Annotated in this window: 13 protein-coding genes; 3 read left to right on the forward strand and 10 right to left on the reverse strand. The window is 45.1% G+C overall.

Going from position 1 to position 17829, the window contains the following annotated elements:
• Positions 1-29: 29 nt before the first annotated feature.
• A complete protein-coding gene (locus DUK53_RS04785) occupies positions 30-737 on the reverse strand; it encodes a DNA alkylation repair protein (protein WP_036094764.1) in 708 nt (235 codons plus the stop codon).
• 222 nt (positions 738-959) lie between these two features.
• Here DUK53_RS04785 and DUK53_RS04790 point away from each other — a divergent pair, with 222 nt between their 5' ends.
• Positions 960-1385, forward strand: a complete 426-nt coding sequence (locus tag DUK53_RS04790; RefSeq protein WP_036094763.1) for a hypothetical protein — start codon at positions 960-962, stop codon at positions 1383-1385.
• A gap of 85 nt (positions 1386-1470) precedes the next feature.
• Positions 1471-1740 carry a zinc ribbon domain-containing protein gene (locus DUK53_RS04795; RefSeq protein ID WP_036094762.1) on the forward strand — a complete coding sequence of 90 codons (270 nt, stop codon included), beginning with the start codon at positions 1471-1473 and terminating at the stop codon, positions 1738-1740.
• An 88-nt stretch (positions 1741-1828) separates the two neighbouring features.
• Here DUK53_RS04795 and DUK53_RS04800 read toward each other — a convergent pair whose 3' ends face one another.
• Both DUK53_RS04800 and DUK53_RS04805 read right to left on the reverse strand, forming a co-directional pair.
• Positions 1829-2104, reverse strand: coding sequence for a hypothetical protein (locus tag DUK53_RS04800; protein ID WP_036094761.1), 276 nt, complete (start codon positions 2102-2104; stop codon positions 1829-1831).
• Positions 2105-2303: 199 nt separating this feature from the next.
• Positions 2304-7436 carry a VaFE repeat-containing surface-anchored protein gene (locus DUK53_RS04805; RefSeq protein ID WP_124892619.1) on the reverse strand — a complete coding sequence of 1711 codons (5133 nt, stop codon included), beginning with the start codon at positions 7434-7436 and terminating at the stop codon, positions 2304-2306.
• 593 nt (positions 7437-8029) lie between these two features.
• Here DUK53_RS04805 and DUK53_RS04810 point away from each other — a divergent pair.
• On the forward strand, positions 8030-8263 hold the full coding sequence (locus tag DUK53_RS04810) for an IDEAL domain-containing protein (RefSeq protein ID WP_036081429.1): 234 nt from the start codon (positions 8030-8032) through the stop codon (positions 8261-8263).
• 269 nt (positions 8264-8532) lie between these two features.
• On the opposite strand, the gene DUK53_RS04815 is transcribed toward DUK53_RS04810, so the two are convergent.
• From DUK53_RS04815 to DUK53_RS04845, 7 genes are all read right to left on the reverse strand, one after another.
• The gene (locus tag DUK53_RS04815; RefSeq protein WP_036094760.1) at positions 8533-8976 is read right to left on the reverse strand and encodes a universal stress protein; all 444 of its coding nucleotides are present in this window, start codon (positions 8974-8976) and stop codon (positions 8533-8535) included.
• A gap of 54 nt (positions 8977-9030) precedes the next feature.
• Positions 9031-9702 (reverse strand): TVP38/TMEM64 family protein, encoded by a 672-nt coding sequence (locus tag DUK53_RS04820; RefSeq protein WP_036094759.1) that lies wholly within the window; start codon positions 9700-9702, stop codon positions 9031-9033.
• 114 nt (positions 9703-9816) lie between these two features.
• The gene (locus DUK53_RS04825) at positions 9817-11325 is read right to left on the reverse strand and encodes a response regulator transcription factor (protein ID WP_124892593.1); all 1509 of its coding nucleotides are present in this window, start codon (positions 11323-11325) and stop codon (positions 9817-9819) included.
• Positions 11300-13057, reverse strand: a complete 1758-nt coding sequence (locus tag DUK53_RS04830; RefSeq protein ID WP_036132172.1) for a sensor histidine kinase — start codon at positions 13055-13057, stop codon at positions 11300-11302. Before DUK53_RS04830 ends, DUK53_RS04825 begins: the two co-directional genes overlap by 26 nt.
• Positions 13058-13081: 24 nt before the next feature.
• Positions 13082-13732 carry a YesL family protein gene (locus DUK53_RS04835; protein ID WP_236637267.1) on the reverse strand — a complete coding sequence of 217 codons (651 nt, stop codon included), beginning with the start codon at positions 13730-13732 and terminating at the stop codon, positions 13082-13084.
• A 55-nt stretch (positions 13733-13787) separates the two neighbouring features.
• Positions 13788-15101, reverse strand: a complete 1314-nt coding sequence (locus DUK53_RS04840) for a glycoside hydrolase family 125 protein (RefSeq protein WP_036132175.1) — start codon at positions 15099-15101, stop codon at positions 13788-13790.
• Positions 15098-17794, reverse strand: coding sequence for an alpha-mannosidase (locus DUK53_RS04845; RefSeq protein ID WP_052164945.1), 2697 nt, complete (start codon positions 17792-17794; stop codon positions 15098-15100). The genes DUK53_RS04840 and DUK53_RS04845 overlap by 4 nt, the downstream gene beginning before the upstream one ends.
• Positions 17795-17829 lie beyond the last annotated feature (35 nt).

Consider the following 17829-nt stretch of genomic DNA (forward strand, 5'->3'; position numbering starts at 1 on the left):
GAAACCAATTTGATTTCACAGGCTTTCATTTAACAAATGGCGCGTTTTCGTTTTTTCCCAACGCGGTCTTTTTCTATTACTTTTTCGATGTAGTCGCTTGCTAGCGGGACTTTACAGGAGGTGTCGCCCATGTCTACGTGTACTTGGCCGATGTTTTTGGCAACGGAGATGGCTTTTTCAAGTAGAGGTGGGTAGTAGCTTCCTGTGCAGATGACGAATTGGTTCATCGTATATTTGACGCTATTTTTGGCTTCGTGAATGTTTTTTTCGACATTTTCTAAAAGCGTGAGGACCTCGGTTTCGTTGATTTCCTCGTTTGGTGTTAGTGACAAATAGTTGGCGTAGCAGCTCCATCCGGTATCTTCTATTCGTTCTTCGTCGGATGCCATCCATGTTTTAGCGAGCTCGGTTGCGTACGGGGTTTCTGCTGCAAGACTGGCGACGATTGCTTCGTTTATCGCAGAACAATTCGCTGTTTCTGCCCAGGTGAGAAGCTCTTCTTTTGTGACTTCTTTTGGGTTGATTGTCAGGCCTGCTAAATATTGTGCATCATAATTTCCAGTCGCGAAAAGTTCACGTGAAACATTTGAGTCCTTTATTTTTTTGACTAGAAGTTTCTTCATGTCTCCGATTTTAACACCGAAAACTGGCTCATTAACGCCGTGTCGACAGAGGGTCTTTTTGGTTTGCTCAGAACCGAGAGATTCGAGTTGTTGCATCACTTCATTGGTATTCATAGACTTCTCCTTTTTTCGAACTTTATTACTTTATAGTATAGCGGAAGTTTCGGTGGATAGCGAGCGAGTTGTGATTGGTTTTTATTTCATAAGAGGAAAAATATTACCAGATATCCTTATAATTCCGACAATTCTGTGAACAACGTCGAATCATCTATCTTTTTCTACGCCAAGGCAGTATAATGAATTAGCATGGCAGTATTTAGAAAGTAGGGGATTCGCATGGTGCAAAAAATTTTTCAATATGTTGAGCAGAATATAGAAAATATTGTCCGCTATTGGGTTTCTACTTATTACACGGAGACCGACGAATATGCACAGCGCAAGGAATACGACGGGTTTCTTGTGTCGCAAACACAGGAAATTACACAACTTTTTCAAATGGTTAGTAAGCAAATACAACAAAACTATGTCAGCACTTCCATCTTTCAAAATGTTGGAGAAGATCGGAAGGATATCGGAACGCCATTGTTAGAAACGGTTCAATACTTCCATCTTGTATTTACAGCTACACTGGAATATCTTTTTCAACAATTACAGCAAAACAAGTTCAGCTGTTCAAACACTGCTTTGTATCAGTATATGTTAATTATTCGCAAACTAGAGATACAAGCTGAGCAAGATTTAATCCTCGGGTACATGAAATAATTACTATTTTCAGCTCGCCTATTGTGCGCAGAATCGGAGTACGCTATACTTTATACTATATGTTATGGAAATGGAGAGATGAAGAATGGCGAAAACACCACAGTGCCAAAGTTGCGGCATGCCTATGAGTAAACCTGAAGAATTTGGTACGGAAAAAGATGGTACGCGCTCGGAGAAATTCTGTTTGAAATGTTACGAAAATGGCGAGTGGACGAATCCTGACGCAACGTTTGATGAGTTTTACGAAATTAGTTTAAAAGGATTTCAGGAATCTGATATGAGTAAAGTCGGGAAGTTTTTCCTTAATAAGATGTATACTAAAAAATTCTTGAAGAAGTTAGAGCGTTGGCGTTAGATTTGTAAAAATCACACTAAGGCGTCCTCCCTCAGGTGAACGCCTTAGTGAAGTTTCTTATTGTCAAGTCCACTTTTTTGAAAAGGGCTTATCTATATACCCAACCATAATAAGCATCGGTAACGTTCTTAGAATAGCATGCTGCTGCCTTTGTATTGTAGACGGTACCTCTATAAGTATAACCATTTTGTGACACTGTAACATAGAGCGAGCCATATTGTATCTGAGACGTGCGAGTAACTTTTACATAAATACTAGTTGCAGCGGCAGCCTCTACTTTTTGCTCGTTAATAACTCCCGACGCACCAACAAAACTAACGGAAAGAACAGCTATCATCATCATACTTGCTAGAATTTTTTTCATTTTCTTCATCCCTTCTTTGTGTTTTTATGAGCATATAAAATCACATCTTTTTATATACATTCCTACTTTACCATTATTTTGATATTTTGTAAACGCTTAACTTGGAATATAATGCATACTTTGAGTCACAAATTTGCGCATTAAAAAGCGCGCTTTCACTTTGGAAAACGCGCTGCATAAACGCTCTCATGACTTATCTTTAAAGGTGCTGCTTCCTTTTACGAAGGAACATACTCGACCCCATCACTATAATTATACTTCCAAATAAGAGATTCAGCAGTGAGAATGTGTCTCCAGTTTTCGGCATTTTTTCTGTTAAAATTGTGTTCTCTTTACCTTTGTTATCTTTGTCAACTTTGTCAACTTTCTCTATTTCCTCTATTTTGCTTATACCATTACCCGCTACAGATAGATTTTCTGGTTTTAGCGGATTTTGTGGGTCTCCTAGTCGGTCTACTCTTTCTGGTTGACCTGTATTTTCTGGGTCTGGCTGCTCGATAAAGCGAACCGTTTGGTCTAAGTCGTTAATGTCTTCGTGTCCCACAACTTCTTTCCCATTGCGGAATAATTTCTCGAAGACAACGACTTCACGTCCACCTAATTCACGTGCGTCCAAGTCAAATGCTACTTCTACAACACCGTTTGGCTCTTCTGGTGTGAATGTTGTTTCGCCTAGTACTTCTTTACCGTTTGATAGAACTGGCTTATTCGTTGCTTTGTCCATCAATTTCCCAGTTACCGTGTATTCTTTTCCGACGATTAAGTCTTCATAGTATACCTTGTCAATAATGCTTACTTTTTCTTCTGGCATGATTTCTTTCTCACCATTTTGATCTGTTGCGATTGTTTTTAGGTCTGGTTTCGTGAATGTCACGGTTTGGTCAGCATCATTAATATCTGTATGCACCGCTACTTCTTTGTTGTCGGTATATAGGCGCTCAAATGCTACCACTTCTTGACCTGCTAAAGCTTTGGCGTTGAATGTGAAGGTTACTTCTACTTCGCCATTTGGTGTTTCTGGTGTGAATGTTGTTTCTGCTTCTACTTGCTTACCGTCTACTAATAATGGTGCTTCTGTCGCTTTGTCCATCAAAATTCCTTTGACCGTGTATTCACGACCTGGTGTTAAATTCTCGTAGCGAACGATATCGATAAGTGTCACATCTTCTTCTGGACTTGGTGTTTGTGTGTTTGTTTCTTCGTCACGTAATGTTGTACCGATTTCCGGTGTTTTGATTGTTACTGTTTGTCCTTCGTCGTTAATATCTTCGTGATTCACTACTTCTTTACCGTTACGCATTAATTTCTCGAATACGACTAGATCTTTACCGTATAAGTCACTTGCGTCAAATGTGAAAGCTACTTCTACAGAACCATCTGTATCTTCTGGTGTGAAGGTTGTTTCACCGCGTACTTCTTCACCATTTACAAGAACTGGTGCGTTTGTTGCTTTGTCCATTAAAATTCCTTGGAGCGTGTATTCTTTCCCTGCGATTAGATCTTTATACGCTACTACGTCGATGATGGTTACTTCGCTGTCTGCATTCAGTTCTTTTTCACCGTTTTGATCGGTTGCTGTTGTCCCGATTTCTGGTGTTTTGAACGTAACTGTTTGGTTCGCATCATTAATGTCTGTATGCACGGCTACTTCTTTGTTGTCGGTATACAGACGCTCAAATGCTACAACACCTTGCCCCGCCAAACCTTTAGCACCAAATGTGAAAATCACGTCCACTTCACCATTCGGACTTTCCGGTGTGAAGGTTGTTTTTGCTTCTACTTGCTCGCCGTCAATCACGAGTGGTGCTTCTGTTGCTTTGTCCATCAAAATTCCTTTTACCGTATACTCACGGCCTGGAATTAAGTTCTCATATTTCACAACATCTACTAATGTTACGTCTTCTTCTGGACTTGGTGTTTGTGTTGCTGTTTCTTCGTCACGTAATGTTGTTCCAATCGCTGGATCTACGACTTTAATCGTTTGTTTTGCATCATTGATATCTTGGTGAACAGCCATGATCGCGCCATTTAATTTCAACGTTTCAAAAACAACGATGTCTTTGCCTTTTAGTTGTGATGCGTCTAATGTAAATTCGATTTCTTCGCTACCGTTTGTATTCGCTGGGCTGAACGATTTTGTTGCCGTAATTGTTTGACCGTTTACTAATAATGGTTGATTCGTTGCTTTGTCCATCAAAACGCCTTCGATGTCATACGTTTGCGTCGTGTCTAGGTTTTGATATTGTACTTCATCGACAATCGTGATTGGTCCAGCGTGTACATTGCTTTCGCCTGTTTCTTTATCACGTGCTACTGTTCCAATACTTGGCTCAATGAATGATACGGTTTGTGTCATGCTATCTTTATCTGTGTGTGTTGCCATCACTTGTCCTGACTCGTCTTTTAACACTTCAAAGACAACATAGGAATTACCTTTTAAGTCTGTCGCATCTAAATTGTTAAGTGGTACTGTGACTTCTCCTGATGCTGTTGTTGGAATAAATTCGTGCGTTCCTTGCGTGAATACAATATTACCAGTTAACTTGTCTACCAATGTTGCTTCTAATGTGTAGCGCTCACCTGGATTTAGGTTCGTATAAACTACGCGGTCGCTAAGTTCCACGTTTTGGTGCGGATGGATGTCATGTTGTAATCCTGTGCTCGTTTCAAATGCAAATGTTTGTAAACTTGGTGCAAAGAAAGATACTGTTTGATCTGCATCATTTAAGTCCTCATGTGTTGCCACTACTTCATCCGTTGACGTATCAATCAGACGTTCAAATACGACGACTTGTTGCCCTTTCAAAGCACGTGCGTCAAATCCGTCTAATGCTACGACTTCTTCGCCATTCTCCGTTGTCGTTGTGAATGTTTTCGAACCTTGCGTTAACACAGTTTGACCATCTTTCGTCATCAGTTCTGCCTCTAGACGATACGCTTTGCCAGGTGTTAATTCTTCATACATAACACGGTCGCTAATAGACGTTGCCACCCCTGGGTACAGTGCTTTATTGTTCGTTCCTGTTTCAAAAGCTAGCGTTTCGATTCGCGGTTGGTAATCACGTTTGTTTGTGACATTATCCAACTCTAGAACCGTTCCGTCGCTCATAATTTCAAAATCTATCGCCTTACCATCTAAAATATAACCGCCACTCGGTGCTTTTATTTCAACAAAGTGATAATTGCCGTATGGTAAGTTATTTACCTCCACTTTTCCAGTTGACACGGCACTTATATAGACACCTAGCGCATTGCCAGGCGTGTTTGACGTCCCTTCATATAAGGTGAACTCTGCTCCTGCCAACGGATTTTGCGTATCTGCATCTACTTTTGTAAAACTTACACCACCACGCGGATCTGAAAATGCCACCGTTTGATCTGCATCGTTCAAATCTTCGTGTGTCGCGACGATAAGTCCGGACTTTACATCGATCAATTGTTCAAATACTACAACTTGTTGGCCGCGCAATGCCCTCGCGTCAAAAGCTGCTAAATCGACTACTTCTTGACCTGCCGTGCTCGTTGCAGTGAACTGTTTTTGCCCTGTTGTTAGCTGTAGTGCACTATTTTTTGTTACAAGTGTTGCGTCCAAACGATATTCCTTACCTAACGTTAAGTCGTTGTAAGAAACACGATCACTAATCTGCGCCTCTTCACTTGGAAAAAGAACTTTATTCTCTGTCCCCGTTTCAAACGCGATGGTCTGAATGGTCGGGTCAACAATCGCTCTATTCGCGACGCCTAATTCAAATGGTACAGCTACTTGATCTTGTCCAATAGTGAACATTCTTGGTGTTACATCTAACTCATAACCCTCTGGTGCCTCTTTCTCTACAAAATAGTAATCTCCGAATTCTAAATCATTGACTAATACAATCCCACTTGCTGACGTTGTATAGGAGCTGATTGGTGTCTTTCCTGCTGCTGGTGGTCCTCGATATAAATCAAACTTCGCTCCTGCCAATTGTTTACTTTTGTCAGCCTCATCGTACTTGCTTAATTCTACAGATCCGACAGGCGCTTTTTCACGTTCATTGATAATCGGAATTCCCAATGTCGTCATGCCACTAGAATCTAACACAAAACGATATGGCGCATCCAAGCGTTTATATCCTTCAGGCGCAATTTTTTCACGAAGCTCATACGTCCCAAAACGCAACTTGTCATGGCTTATAACACCATTTTTATCCGATGTTAAGTCAGTTGCTATCTCCGTTTCCCCACCACTTGCTGACATACGATATAAATCAAAACTAGCGCCTTCCAGCGGTTTGCCATTCTCATCTTGTTTTATGACAGTGAAACCAGCTTGCTCGCCTTCCGCCCCGCCAGTACCGCCTTCAAGTCGTAACGTACCGTTAATCTTTCTTTCAAACCCATCTCCTTTGATGGCTACCTCATTATAAAATGCTTCTTGATCCGCATCTGTTATTTTTGTTCTGTACGTAATCTCTCTTCCGAAACCATCATCTAGATTCCCTAAATCCAACGAAAAAGTCCTTGCCGCAGCATCCTTTTTCGTTATTTCCATCTCAGGCAATCTATTTTCTACAAAAAATCCGCCTCTAACTCCGTATGCTTGCCTAACTCTAACCGAGTCTGAAATAAGCGTGTGACCTACGCCATAAGTGTCTTCTAGCACAACGTTATATACTGGGTCGTAGTAGCCCGGACCTGCTGGATTGGATTTAAGTTTAGGTGGAATAACAAAAATATACCATTCTATTATGCCATTCCCTCTATACGATCGCATTTTATAACTGGTGTCCGTGGTAATCTCTACAGGCCCTGGTTCCCCAGGAGGGCCTTCCCCTTCATCCTCTTTTATAGCCGTTATTGTCACCGGCTGTTTACCAGGCAAAGAATCAAATTCAATTTTCTGCTGAGGTTTCACACTTGAGTCAAATTGTATATAAAATTCAACATATCCCCTTACATTGGAATGCGTTTCTGGATAATCAGTAAACGTTACATTGTAGGCTGTACCACCAGGCGAAGTTGCTTGTCCTCTTGCCACGACCGCGCCTGACGCAGCTTTGAACTCCATCACGTCATTTTGCGCTGTTCGTAGTCCTTCTGGCAGCGTGATATTCATTGTATTTCCTTCTTTAACATCTATATTATTTGGTATCGTCCAATCATATCGAACCTTAAAACTTTTACTTATAGGGGCTTCTGAGATAGTATTCCCGTTCCTATCTGTAATGTTGATATTAGTAATAAACTCCGTTCCCCAAGACACCGATGCAGATGCCATCATCTGTATCGGTAACAAACCCATGATTAGCGTACAAATCAGTAACATAGAAATTATTTTCTTTATCGTTTTCATTATATCTTCCCCCTCTTCCTTAAATTCAAATCATGATAGCGCTATCAACGTAAATTTAACGTGATAACGTATAATTGTCAACGTTTTTATTTTTTCAATTGACTTTATGATTTAAATTTTCGAAAAGTATATAATTTAAAGAACAATATATTTATTACTTCTTTTTATCTATATGGGGTAATGTAAACGAATTCAAAAATGTACTCAAAGAGAGGAAACATAGCCCCCTTTTTTGAAAAGTAAATAGGATATGAAATCAGGTTGCCATTAGATACTTTTTTCTTTGGATTAGCGATATTTAGATAAAAATTATTTAAACAATATAGAAAAAAGAACCGTTTTTTGAAATCACTAAAGTAAACGTCTAATTAATATAACCCGATAAATACAGAAATAGAGACCCCTCTGCAATTTTTCTCACGTTATGTTAAAAAAAAACGCATAACCTCTATTTATAACCCCCTTATAGCACCAGACGCATCATCCAAACGCCCATGTTACTAAATATTTTTCCATAAAAAGGTTTCATCCCTCTTTTAAGGTGGTATTGTCTATTAATAATTTAGAAAATACACTTTGAAGGAGTGATTGTCATGTCTGCCAAGAAAATATCTGAAGCAATGTCCCAACAATACAAGGAGCTTGAAAATGAAAGAATCGTTATGGATATGTTCATCGACTGTTTCATGACAATGCTCGCACAGAAACAACGGATGGAACGAATCCAAAACGAGATTGATCTTGCTTTGGAAACTCAAAATAGACGGCGTTTTTATCGTTTGACTACACGGATGAAACGATTGCAAGACGAGCAACTTCATATGTAAAGGTGCATAACCCAAATAAATCGGCGACAAGCGCTCGCATTCAGGGAGTTTGGCGGACTTCCGGTTCGGCTAACGCTTAACTTCTTACATGGTCGGGGAAACTACTCCCTCCCTGTTTTCAGTCATCACATACACCAGTATGCTCCGCTTCCGGCTTCCACCAAACTCCCTGAATACAAACGCTTTCGCTCGATTTGTTTAAAGCAATATCTTCGTCCTACCTCAATGATGAGATAGGCTTTTTTTCATGTATAGGGTTCTAACAATCGTTATTTTACTACCATCACGTTACATGGTGCGTGGTTGACTACATATGCTGTTGTAGAGCCGATTAGTCTTCTTTCTAATGCGCCTCTTCCTGTTGCGCCGATCACGATTAGATCGCTTCCGTTTTCTTTCGCGTATTCTACAATGCTTCGTTTTGCGTCGCCGTGCACTGCTTCATTTTTGTAGGGAATTGTTTTATCAAGGTCGGCAGTTATGGTTTCTAATCTTTTTTCTGCCAGCGCTCGGTAGATGTCGTCAATTTCTGGGCGGACATCCAGCTGTAAGTAGAGTTCGTCGTCGTTTGGCATGATTTCGGTTATCACAGTTAGGAAGGTCAAACTCGCTTTTTCGAATTTCGCAATCCTGACCGCTTCTTGGAATGCATCCTTTGATTGTTCTGAACCGTCAAACGCCACCAAAATTTGTTTTATCTTTGTTTCTGTCATGCTACTTCACTCACTCTCTTATTTTTATAGTTGCTAAGATCGCCATAGCGCCAATCACGCATTGCTTCTTACTTGTCTTTTTTGGAAAATTCGCAGGACGAATACAAGAATCACAACGCAAACGATCGATAAAATGGCGATCTTAGTATTTCCTTTAAGTAAGGCGTCTCCTCCAAATGCGTATAAAAAGGAGGTTGGCAAAACACCGATTGTCACCGCCAGCAAAAGAGATTTCAGCGGTAATTTCAGTTTTACTGCTGCGTAATTCACAATCACGGATGGAAGCACCGGTATCATGTACCCTACTGTAATCCCGACGGTAGGCTTTTTCATGTTTAAAATATTCGTTATGAATTCTCCGGGATCTTTCGCTTTTTTGGATAAACCGTATTTGCGCAAAATTAGGATAACAATGAAGTTTCCCAGTATATTTCCGCTAACGTTCATTAAAACACCAATCCACGGACCGAAACACACACCTATAAAAATGCCGATAACCGAGTTGGGGACGCCTGGGATAGCGCACATGACAGCGGTCAGAGCCACTAGAAGTAACGCGTCTTTTAATTTATGACTGCGGATACTTTCCATTAGGTGGGCACGGTCTGCTTTTGGGTCAAGAAATAGCATGAAATCCGCGTAGTAATCTTTGTATATCACATAACCTAGTATAATCACTAAGATGAGGCCTAATAAAATAAACAGTACTTTCAGACGAGTGCTCATATCGTCCCCCCTTTTCGCGTACTACATCAATTATAGCTCGGCGTTTTCAACTTAGCAAATTCCACCTGTATTAAAAATGGCGCCCCACTCTGTAAGCTGAGACGCGACACTTTTTTAATGTACTTTCTCTTTTTTGCGGAAGCCGTTCGGGGTGTAGCCGGTGTATTTCTTGAATTGCCGGTAAAAATAGGCCATGTCGGTGTAGCCTGATTCTTCGGCGATCGCGGTCACGGGTTGCTTGGTTGTTAGCAGCACTTCTTTGGCATGGTTGACGCGGTATTGATTGAGGTAGTCCGTGAAATGACTGCCGACTTCTTTTTGGAAAAGTTGACCGAGATAAACGGCGTTAATGTGGAACTTGGCGCCTAGCGTTTTCAGTGACATGCCCTCTGTGAAATGTTCGGTGACGTAAGAAATGATTTTCTGGATAATCGGACTTTTGCTGTTTTCATCGTGTTGATTGCGATCGAAAAATGGATGAATCAGCTCCAGCATCGTGGTTTTGAGTTCGCATGGGGTTGCGGCGCCGTCTAGTCTGCGGATCGCTTTTAGTAGTTGCTCCGGGTCGGATTCGGACATCATGAGCGCGACTTCGCTGAGCACGCGGATGACTTGATGTGGGTCGCTTTCGTAAAGGTGTGCCTCCCATTCGGTGAAAAAATTATCGAGCCAGGTTAGCGTCTTTTCTTTTTCCTGCAAAACGAGGGCGCGCGCTAGTTGATGTTGGCTGAAATTCGGGCGCCAGCGATGCGGTAAAATTTTGTCGGCGGAAATAAGTGTGCCTGGTGAGGAGACGAGGCGTTCTTGGAGTAGTTGTTCGAGGCCGCGGAATGCTTTCGGAAAATAGGCGGTTCCGGTTCCAACTTCGCTCATCAAAAAGAAGCATTGTTCCACGCCGATGAGGGCCCCGATTTCTTCGTATACCGTCGTGATCTGCGCCGCGATTCCAGCATCGTCCTCCGCCATTAAACCGATGAGCAGTTCTTCTTCGGGATTTAGCAACATGAAAGGATATTCCGCGCGCAAATGGCTCTGTAGCTTTTTCCAGCCGTCCGCCGTTCGGTCTACCTGTCCATACATCGGCTGAATCCACACGAGCGCCGTCCTCATTTCTTTGGCAAGCGGCATTTTATAAAGCGCCATCCGTTCCTTCCAATCTTCCATCCCAATGCGGTCATTTAGCCAACGCCATAGCGCATTATCCCGCAAAATATAGTATGCGGCATCGTCTCCCGTCGCTTGAAAATCGGCCTCCACTTTCTCTTTAATCTGCGTGATTGTTTCAAGTAACTCCGTCTCGTTCAGCGGTTTGAGCAAATAATTCTCAATCCCGATTGCGAGTCCTCGTTTCACATACTCAAATTCCTGGAATCCCGACAAAACGATGAATTTCGTCTCGGGTTGTTCTTTTTTCCAAGCCTCAATCAGCTGTAAACCGTCCATTTTCGGCATTTTGATATCCGTAATCACGAGGTCGCACGGCTCATTCGCGAAATGCGTCAGCGCCTCCATCCCGTTTTTCGCGGTTCCAATAATCTCAATTTCCTCATCAAATTCCTGAATTACCGCCTGTAAACCTTGCACAATCAGCGGTTCGTCATCTACTAAAAGCATTTTCAACATAGTTTTTCCTCCCCTGCGATGTGTATGGAACGCGTAGTGTCACTTCGGTGCCCTGGCCTTCGATGCTCGTAATCGCGAGTCCGTATTGTTCTCCAAAATAAAGCTGGATGCGGCGGTGAATATTCACAAGTCCAATGCGGCCCTGTTCGCTTTTTTCATCCGCGAGATCGCTCTGTATTTGACGCATTTTGTCGTCTGTAATGCCGAGTCCGTCGTCACGCATCCTCACTTCGAGTACGCCGCCAACTCGTTTTGCGCTGAACGTGAGGCTCGTTCGCTTTTCCTCATGTCGCGCGTATTTGAAGAAATTTTCGACGAGCGGTTGTAGCGTGAATTTTAAAAATGGGTGTTCTAATAGTGGTTCTTCGACTTCTAGGAAAAATGGGACTCCTTGTTGGTAGCGGAGTTCCATGAATTGTAAGTATTGGCGGACGTAGTTGACCTCGTCGGCAAGCGTGACCATCTCGATATTGTCGGCGGTGTAGCGCAGAAGCGTGGATAGGTGGTAAATCATGTTGCTGGTCACCTTCGCGCCTTCTAACCTCGCGTGCATGCGGATGGCTTCTAAAGAGTTGTAGAGGAAATGAGGCTCGACTTGGCCTTGTAGCGCTTTCAACTGGGCTTTCTGTTCCTCGATTTCGAGCGTGTAAACCTGCTTAATGTAGTCGTTCAGGCTGTCTCCCATCTTGTTGAAGCTTTGACTGATCAGCGTGAGTTCATCTTCGCGTTCGTCGACGGGAAGCTTGGCGTGGAGCTCGCCTTTTTCCATTTGATCCATGCCGTCGATAATAACCTGGATGCGGTTGGAATAGCGCCTGCTGATGAAAAAATTGACCGCGATGGAAATCAGGACGAGGCCAACTCCGACGCCGAATAGTGTCCACTGGAGAACGGGGATGCCGCCGATTTGGCTTTCTGGGATGACGACTTGGCCGAAGACGCCGGATGCTTGTTCTTCGGTGGTTTGGATGTAGCCGCTGCCGTGACGGTAGCCATTTTCCATATTTTCGGACGTGATGTCAGGGAGCGCGTGATTGCTGTATAGCGTTGCCTTTTCGCGGTTTAGGACGGCGAATGTGGATGCTGATTTGGTATTTGGAATCAGATCGCCGAGGAATCCGGGGTCGGTGTACATCAAAACGGTTCCAAGCGGTTGCAGCGTACTCGGATCATTGATGACTTGCTTGAACACGAGGCTCTCGCCCAATCGGAATACATTTTCTTTACGCGAAATGCTCTGTAGCAGTTTTTTCTCGCCGTATTTTTCGAAAAACGGTTGCCATTTGCCGTAATTTGTCGGAAAAGTATACGTGAATTCTTTGTCCGCCGACACGAGCTGCACCGCGATTACATCCTCATCATATGTAAAATAGGACCTCAGAAAACTCTGCAAATCCACGCTGTAAAAGCCTTGCCGCGCGTAATAGTTATCGATGTTCTGCCGGATATAATCGGCGTAATCGTGGGTCATCGCAATCTGGACGTCATTCATGAGATCGCTGTTTTTGTAGATTTCCTGCGTCATAGCAACGAGCGCGGCTTCTTTTCGGTCCACTGCGACAAGTTGCGACTCTGAAACCGCTTTCGTTTCTTGCAACACGGCGTCGACTTTTATGTTCGTGTAGTATTTGGATATGAAAAACAGCAGTAGTCCGACGGTGAACAGCGATGTTAAGGAAAAAATCAATAACATGCGCTGAAAAATTCGCCTTTTTCGTTTGTTTGCACTCATTTTAGAAAACACCCCCAGTCCCTATTATGCCACATTTTGCGCGGATTGGGCTGCGATTTTTGCTTGCATTTTCTGAAAGCGAACGAGATTGACTTTCATCACCCAATACGCCGGCAAAACGCCTGAGATAAAGAGGATGAGCGCTGGGACTTGGGCGATGAGATAAGCCGCGATTCCGAAGCCCGCGATGAGCAACAGTGAGGTTTTCCAGCTTGTGAAGGCGAGCAAGAACGACTGGATAACATAGCCTCGTAGCGGATAAATGAAATGCGCGTAAACGGAAAAATAATTCACGAGCGCAAGTATCGTCATCGCGAATAGGAAAAACAGAAAAAAGTAGAGCAAGCTTGACGCCAAGCCATTCATTGTTGCAAAAACGATGCGGAGATCGATGTATAGGAATCCCAGAATCGCCGCGAAACATAATCCCGCCAAATTGGTCTCTACGAAGGCTTTTTTGTAGGCTTTCCAAGCGGTCGGCCAAATCGCGACATCAATATCTTTTTGCGACCATTTCCGAGTTACGGTGAAAAGCGCTGCGGTTGCTGGCATGAAGCCGAAAATGCCCAGCCCTAGAACGATCAGAAACATCCAAATGAGGTTCGCCCAGACGAAGCGGATCAACCACTGGCTGGCGACGAAGAATTTATCCATTTTTTCTACTTTATTCATCATATATCATCTCCTACAACGAAAGAGCGAGCCAAATTAGGCGCACTCTTTTCGCATTTTATTTTGTATTTTTGGCTAGCGGCGAACCTTTCACGCAGATGCCGCACAGACTCAGAACGAATTCGCTGAACATCGCGTTCGACCAGGCGAACCATTCGCGGGTGTACTCGTTGTGATCGCTCGCGTTGACGCCTTCATGCATAAAACCAGTACCGCCATCCGTCGTTGTCAGCATCTCCAGAATCGCTAGCTTTTCCGATAAATTCGTCGCCGTCATACCTTGCACACTAAGCGCGATTGGCCACACGTAATGATCTGGCGTATGCGGACTGCCAATCCCCGTCAGCTGACTTCCCTCCACATAAAAAGGATTTTCGCGACTCAAAATGAAATGCCGTGTTGCGAGGTATTTTGGATCGGTGAAATCGCCAAAACCTAAGTACGGCGCGGCTAGGAGACTCGGAACATTCGCGTCATCCATGAAATTTTTACGTCCAGTTCCATCGACTTCATAGGCGTACATTTCGCCATAATAAGGATGCTCCTGCACCGCAAAATCTTGAATTCCCTGCTCAATTTCCGATTTTAGCGTCGCGATTTCCTTGGCAAGATTCGCGTCTTTCCAACACGCCTCATTGATTTCTTCGAGGTAACCAAGCGCGACCACAGCGAACATATTGCTCGGCACCAAATAACCGAAAAGACACGCGTCGTCACTAGGCCGGAAGCCACTCCACGTCATGCCGGTGTACGCGACCTCCGTACCCTTTCCATCACGATTCAGCGTATCCGACTGGCGAACATCCGCACGTTCAAACGAATACGGCGACTCGGTTTCATGATGCTGTTCCGTTTTCCAAACAGCCAGAATCGCCGCCACACCACGACGGAAATCCGCGTCAAAATGTGCCAAACTTCCCGTACTCTGCCACAGCAAATAGCCCAGCTGAATCGGATAACAAAGCGAATCAATCTCATATTTGCGCTCCCAAACGTGCGGCGACATCTCCGTTTTATCCGTCTGAAAACCCTTCCCGTTCGCCTCCTGATTAAACGCATTCGCATACGGGTCCAGTTGCACAAAACGCATCTGCTGCTTCACAAGCCCCGCAATCACCGCCGCCATCTCCGGATCATCCTCCGCCACCATCAAGTACGGCCGAATTTGGCTCGTCGAATCGCGCAACCACATCGCAGGAATGTCCCCAGTAATCACAAACGGCAACCCTTCCTTCGTCTCCGTCAGCGTCGTAGCATACGTATTTAAAAAGCATTGCTGAAACATTTCCTGTAACTTTTCATGCTCTGGAAAAACCTCCGCAACCCGATTAATCATTTTCTGAAAACTTTTCGGCACATTTTTCGTCGTCATTTCCCATCCTCTTTTCTCCACGTTATAATTTCACTCGGCGCAACCTGCCAACTCCGCGCTAACGCCACATCCGGAACCGCTTCCTCCAAAATCGTCGTTTTGCGCATCTCATCCAGCAACGCCATCTCCCACACCGTCTCACTCACACTATAAAATCGCAAAATTTCCGCGTCCCCGCTCGACGCCCGTTTCCAGCTAGAAAAAATAAGTCCCGGCGCGTCATGCCACATCGCAAATTCCACACGACTCGAAAGCTCCCCGTCATGTTGCCCATCCGCCTGCACAGCCAGCGGTTCCATCTGATACTCATACGCCCATTTCGCCGCCTCCGTCCGAAGCGTCTCCTCCACATACGGCATCACATAAAATTCCGCGACCTGCTCGCCAAACGACTGCGCCTCAGGAGTTGGGAAGTTGCCCCAATCACCAAGCTCCGAATTCGCACGTAACAACGTCAAACGAATCTCCGAACCATCCGCGTTCACCTCGTATTCCGGCAAACCACGATTCACCACCATCAAGCCTCCAACCGCCACAAAAGCCTGCTGCCGCTGATCATTGCTCGGGTTTTGCCACTCCTCGCTCACCTGATTCGGCCGTTCCACAATCTCAAAAACACTATCCGCAAAATGCGTCGCGCGCGTCGTTCCAGTCGGGAAAACCGCACGCAAACGATGATCCGCCACGTCGTTATCCAAACGTACATCCACTTTCAGCGCCTTCGAACCCGACTCAAGCGTCAATCTCGTCCGCACGACAAACTCGCGCAAACGCTCCGATCTCGGCGACACCCGTCCAGGATGCCAAACCACACGCGCCTTCTCATCCGAAAAAGCCTCCGCATCCGCACTTTCCGGCAACATCATCCGATGCGTAATCTCCACTGTTTTGCGAACCTTCGAACTCTCCAAAACCACAAACTCCGCGTCCAAGCCCTCCGTCGAAACCCGTAGCCCGTCGCCAGTCTCCTTAAACATATACTCATTCCCGATATCGCCCTGATCCACATACGCCCCAAGCCCAGCAAACGTTTGCCCCGACTCCTTACAAACCAGCGTATACGAACCATTTTTCGCAACATCCACTTGCAAAAACTGATTCTCCAACCGTTTCGCGTCATTTTCAACCCTTACAGTCTCCTTTTCACCCCGCACAGGTACAGCAAAATACGTCGCAAAACCCATCCGTGGCAAATCCTCCGCAACAAAGCGCACACGATAGCGCCGCGCAAAATAAGGCTTCCGGAATGCCCGATCCGGCAGCTCATAATCGAACTGCATCCCAAGCTCCGTCACGTCCGCATCCACCAAATTCCCGTCCCGATCCCGAATCTCCAATCGCACACTTGGCAACGAATCCAAATACGCCGGAATCTCCTCAAACGGCATCTCCGCAAAATACGTCCGCGCAAACTCCACATCCACCGTCACGACCCGCGTCGCCGCATAACCCGACGTATGAAACACCACAACCGGCACAGCCTCAGCGCCCCCATCAAATTTTGCCGTCGTGTCCACTCGCCGCACAATCCGTGCCACCTTATCGTCCAGCATCGCGCGCGCCGCCTGCTCCGCCTTCATGAATCGCGTCTCCATCTCCCGATGCACCGCGTCCACGCTACAGCCCGTAATACTATCATGAATCTGATTCTCCATCAGCAACTTCCACGTAAACTTCAAATACTCCTCCGGGTACGCCGCCGTCCCAGTCCGCGTCGCCATCACCGCAATCGGCTCAACCTGCTTCTCAAGCAACTGCTGCACCCGTTGATTCGCCTGCTTCAAATACATCCGCGACGAAGCCGTATTCACCAATGTCGACCAGCCATCCGTCCGCTGATTCGTAAGCTCGCCCTCAATCACCTGCAAATCCTCACTCGGCAACAACTTCCGCAACTCCGCTACATATTCCGTAAAATGACTATGCTTGAAATCCACGTCCGGATACAGCTCCCGCGCCACATCCAACGCCTCCGGTAAATCCACTTGCACCGGCTGATGATCACACCCATTCAAAAACAGCAACGCATCCGTCGACGCATAATCCGCCACATCCGCAAGTTTTTTATCCCAAAATGCCAACGCATCCTCGCGCCCCACCGGAATCTCATTCCCATTCGAATACCAATTCGCCAGCAACACACCCAAAACCCGCGTCCCGTCCGGCGCCTGCCAAAACATTTCCGAAAACGGCGACGTGTAACCGCCCTCAAAAACCTGATTATTAAATCCAGTCGGCTTCACGCCCCGCCCAAAAATCACCGAATCAATCCCAGCCTGTTTCACAAGTTGCGGCGCCTGACCATAAATCCCAAACGTATCCGGAAAATACCCAATTCGCTCCACCGCGCCAAACTCCCGCGCATCCTGCATCCCATAAAGCAGATTTCGCACATTCGCCTCACTACTCGTCAAAAACGCATCCTGCAACATATACCAAGGACCAATCCGCAATTTCCCGTCCCGAACCAAACGCTCCATTCGCGCTCGCGCCCCAGGCTTCACCGCCAAATAATCCTCCAACATAATTGTCTGCCCATCCAAATGAAAATAATCAAACCCATCCTTATTCTCCAACAAATCCGCCGTCTCATCCAGCAACGTCACCAACCGATAACGCAACGTCTCCAACGGTAAAAACCACTCCCGATCCCAATGCGAATGTGAAATTATGTACGCCGTTTTCTTCATCAAATCCCGCCCCTCTCACCTATCCCAAAACAGTTTTC

It is taken from the genome of Listeria sp. SHR_NRA_18 (genome assembly GCF_003856515.1).
Classification (GTDB): Bacteria; Bacillota; Bacilli; order Lactobacillales; family Listeriaceae; genus Listeria_A; species Listeria_A newyorkensis.

Coding starts and splice junctions, on each gene's coding strand:
- DUK53_RS04825 (WP_124892593.1), bottom strand. CDS start 11,325: ATGTTGAAAATGCTTTTAGTAGATGACGAACCGCTGATTGTGCAAGGT.
- DUK53_RS04785 (WP_036094764.1), bottom strand. CDS start 737: ATGAATACCAATGAAGTGATGCAACAACTCGAATCTCTCGGTTCTGAG.
- DUK53_RS04790 (WP_036094763.1), top strand. CDS start 960: ATGGTGCAAAAAATTTTTCAATATGTTGAGCAGAATATAGAAAATATT.
- DUK53_RS04840 (WP_036132175.1), bottom strand. CDS start 15,101: ATGACGACGAAAAATGTGCCGAAAAGTTTTCAGAAAATGATTAATCGG.
- DUK53_RS04810 (WP_036081429.1), top strand. CDS start 8,030: ATGTCTGCCAAGAAAATATCTGAAGCAATGTCCCAACAATACAAGGAG.
- DUK53_RS04835 (WP_236637267.1), bottom strand. CDS start 13,732: ATGATGAATAAAGTAGAAAAAATGGATAAATTCTTCGTCGCCAGCCAG.
- DUK53_RS04800 (WP_036094761.1), bottom strand. CDS start 2,104: ATGAAAAAAATTCTAGCAAGTATGATGATGATAGCTGTTCTTTCCGTT.
- DUK53_RS04805 (WP_124892619.1), bottom strand. CDS start 7,436: ATGAAAACGATAAAGAAAATAATTTCTATGTTACTGATTTGTACGCTA.
- DUK53_RS04830 (WP_036132172.1), bottom strand. CDS start 13,057: ATGAGTGCAAACAAACGAAAAAGGCGAATTTTTCAGCGCATGTTATTG.
- DUK53_RS04795 (WP_036094762.1), top strand. CDS start 1,471: ATGGCGAAAACACCACAGTGCCAAAGTTGCGGCATGCCTATGAGTAAA.
- DUK53_RS04820 (WP_036094759.1), bottom strand. CDS start 9,702: ATGAGCACTCGTCTGAAAGTACTGTTTATTTTATTAGGCCTCATCTTA.
- DUK53_RS04815 (WP_036094760.1), bottom strand. CDS start 8,976: ATGACAGAAACAAAGATAAAACAAATTTTGGTGGCGTTTGACGGTTCA.